The sequence below is a fragment of the Bacteroides sp. 1_1_30 genome, from assembly GCF_020982715.1.
In the GTDB taxonomy this organism is placed as follows: domain Bacteria; phylum Bacteroidota; class Bacteroidia; order Bacteroidales; family Bacteroidaceae; genus Bacteroides; species Bacteroides xylanisolvens.
Genome location: NZ_JAJKHN010000171.1, coordinates 1 through 3,472 on the forward strand (window position 1 = coordinate 1; position 3,472 = coordinate 3,472).

Here is a 3,472-nt window from a genome sequence, read left to right on the forward strand (position 1 = left end):
ACGCCGTTCTTGGACGGGTTACGGAAATCGATCAGTTCCACCTGTACGGCAGGAGACAGCCCGAAATCCCCGAATATGGTCACATTGCCGGTGATTCCATTCAGGTTGTAATTCCGGAAGTATTCAGTTGTCTCTTCCACAAGCCGGTCTGAATTGATGCCTACGTGCGGTGACATATACGGTACGATGGTATAGGTGGACAAATCCACCTTTGTTTTGGTCTTTGCCCCCGAAGCCGTCGTGTTTCCGGTCACTTTATGTGTCTTTTTTGAAATTTGGGTGGCATTTACCGTTTGGAACTCCTTGCTGCCCGGTACTGCCGGATCATATTCCGGATTCATGCGTACCGTCACTTCAAAGAACTTCTCGTCCGTTCCAAGCGCCTTGCCCGTCACTGCCAGAAACTTCGGGTCGGTCTTGACCACTTTCAGGTTGCTCTGCGCCACATGTTCGTTAAAATATATCTTGAACGGTCCGGCCGGGCCGTCTTCCGGAAATACCGGCTGCGCCTTGCTGGACGAATAAGGACGTCCGACAGCAATGGAAGGCATGATGCCTTCGTTCTCAGCGTCGTATTTCAAAAAACAATAAATCTTATATTTCGACCATTCGGAAAGAATGTCCGCTACCGTAAAGTTATCCGTCACCTTGATCTTGCCGATATGGATATCAAACCGTTTTGTATCGGAATGTATCTTGAAACCGGTATCTTTCAAGATATTGTATTTCCCATCCAGCACATCATTCACGGTTGTCCCCTTTGCCGGAGTTTCGAAATGGGGCGCCTGTTTCAATTTAAGTTTGTAGGCCATATTCTCACATTGTATTTCCAATGTACTGTCCGAGTTGTAGCCGGTAATGTAACCGTCAAACATATTTTTCAATACACCGTTATACCCCAGCTTGATATTGATGCGTTGCCCTACTTTAAAAGTCGTCTCATCAACCAGGCGTTGTGTGCTGCGCTTTTCGATAATCACACCATCCTGCATGACCTCTGTCGTTATCCGGGACACGTCTTTCCCTTCCAGTGTCATATTGCCGATAATCGTCGAACGGCATACGGTACCTTTCGGGAACGTGACTTTGGCCGTCCCGATCAGCTTCTTGTAGCTCTCGTTAATCTCAAGCGTATGAACCTCCGTTATCTCCACTCCGCTGCGAATCTTCATCGGATTGGACGGATCGGCATCTCCAATGGTAATACGACAGCAGAGAACATCCATTGCGGCTACACCCATAGGCGTGTCAGTTTAAGCAATGAGACGGGATCGATGATCTCCGTACCGAATTTGACATATTTGATCCATTTGTTCGTGTGCCTGATAGCCGTATCGGCCTTTTCCTGCCCGGCCAGTTTGAGCTCCACCGCTTCGGACGGCTCAACGGCGACACAATTGAGTGAATATGGCTGCACGTTCCTACAGTCCGTCGGGTGAAGCGTATACCCCTGTATAATCAGCTGTGAGATATTGAACTGGCGCAATACCGTATTGTCACAATCGACAACCCCCTTGTATTGTACCAGTTTAATAAATCTGGAAACTTCCGCTTCCGGATACACATCCGGATATTTGGATGTGATTTTACCGTTGATGGTGATCTCAAGGTCACCGCCGGATATATATTCCTTACGGGTATAATCACGCCCCTGCACTTGTGTCAACAGGATATTGTTCCGGCTGCCGACTTGTATCTGTGGTCCCAGGTCCACGAATGTAACCAGGCCGTATTGGCTGTTGGGCAGCACCTTGCACTCACTGTTGTCGTAATATTTGCCCTCTTGGGATATGGAGAGTTCCAGGAAATCCGCTACCGTCCGTCCGACAATGGAATCGGTATGGCTTTTCTTCTGTGCCACGGCCTGCTGCTCGCTGATAAGACGGTAGTATTGTCCGGTCTTGTTGGCCAGGCTGGATTGTGATTGTGTCTGAAGGTATTTATCCCGTACCTGCTGTTCCCAATATTTAAGGTATCTGGGATATGAACGCAACAATCCGTAGGCCGTTTGTGAGGTTATTTGTACCGCTGCCCGTTTGAGCAGGTCATGATGTTTGGAGAAATAATGCACCTGCCCGTCCTGCAACTCGGCCAGCCCCATGCCCATGGCAAGACGGGCTGAGTTGCTGATATAGCTGCCAATCGAACCGTTTCCAAGTATCCCCCCGCTTAACAAGGTCGAGGATGCAATTTGTATCAGTCTTCCCATTTTTTATAGTTTTTTTATGCGTTCCATGATGCGTCAAAGTCGTGGACAACATCAATAAGCGCCTGTGCCAGTTGTTCCTTCAGGTTCTGTATCTCCTCCGTCTGTCCCTCCTTTGATTTCATCAGGTCGATAGTCCTTACACTCAGCAGGCTGTCGATATTTACGATAACTTGTTTGGGGGCTGCGGATGACAGTTTGCCCGTGCCCGAGTAGTTTCCGCCGGCACCTCCATCATCCAGGTGTGAATTGGTGATCGGATTCGTGTCGAACGGACGGGTATCGTTGGAGTCCGGTTCGTTGCTGTACTGTCCGGGTGTAAATCCTGCTGCACGAAGGATATTCTCGGCCGCCTCCGCTGACCCGCCAAACGTTTGCCGGAGTGATGAAAAGAATTTGACAAGGACATTGTGCGCCAGTTTACGGTTGGCAATATTGTCTATACGCTGCTCGTCCGTGGCATCCTGCCCCAATGTCCGCTGTTTCCACCGGCCTTTCTCATCCTGTTCGAACCCCCAGCTCCTGAGCCTGTTAAAATCGAAACCGCCCTTACGCATAAACTCCTGCGCGTCTGCGGCGCTCGAGATGGCGTTACGGTAGGCTGTTGCGGCCCGTATAATCTCCGGTACGGTCTGCGTGTTCATGTACCGGGCGTAATCGTATGTCCGGGCGGCCACCGCTTCCGGCTTGTCACCAATATCATCCACATAGACGATTTTACCGTCCCTTACGTTCCATAGTGACTTGTCCAGATCCTTGTCCTGCTGGCCGAAACGTTCCTGTACCGTTTTAAGGAAGGCATCGACGTCCAGTGCCGTACCCATCTTGCCGAATTCGGCGTAGGCAGCGTCAATGCGTGTCTGGCTGTCCCGCTTGGCGAGGGTCACAAGCGCCTCCCTTATGTCGTCCTGACGTGCCTTGTCCATATTGTATATATGCTCGCGCGACACCATGCCTTCTGAGGAGGCAATGGCAAACTCTCCCAGAAATCCCGTCCACCAGTTGGATGTGAACGCACCGATCTTACGTCCCGAAGCCTCTTCGATGCTCTTCCCCGCCACAACCTCGTCCACGGCACGTTTTGTCTTGATCGCCATATTGTAGGTCTCACTCAAAGAGGAATGGAGGCCTTCTATGGACGGATAGCGGTACTTGCGGTTCGAGGTGATTTCTTCCAATACGGCATCCTTCGCCTCCTTTATCTTCCAGGTTTTATATGCCACCCAGCCCAGAGCACCGGCCAATGCGGCGATTCCCGCCGTGGCA

General features: G+C 50.7%; 3 protein-coding genes. All 3 read right to left on the bottom strand.

Annotation, left to right across the window (positions count from 1 at the left end; genetic code table 11):
- Window positions 1–1,241, bottom strand: a 1,241-nt coding sequence (locus LPH68_RS25720; protein ID WP_196069324.1) for a hypothetical protein, incomplete at its 3' end; no start/stop codon positions are given.
- Window positions 1,232–2,209 (bottom strand): DUF6046 domain-containing protein, encoded by a 978-nt coding sequence (locus tag LPH68_RS25725; RefSeq protein WP_048697029.1) that lies wholly within the window; start codon window positions 2,207–2,209, stop codon window positions 1,232–1,234. The genes LPH68_RS25720 and LPH68_RS25725, both read right to left, overlap by 10 nt.
- Window positions 2,210–2,223: 14 nt before the next feature.
- Window positions 2,224–3,429: a hypothetical protein gene (locus LPH68_RS25730; protein WP_230297236.1), complete on the bottom strand. Its 1,206-nt coding sequence runs from the start codon at window positions 3,427–3,429 to the stop codon at window positions 2,224–2,226.
- Between the last annotated feature and the right edge of the window lie 43 nt (window positions 3,430–3,472).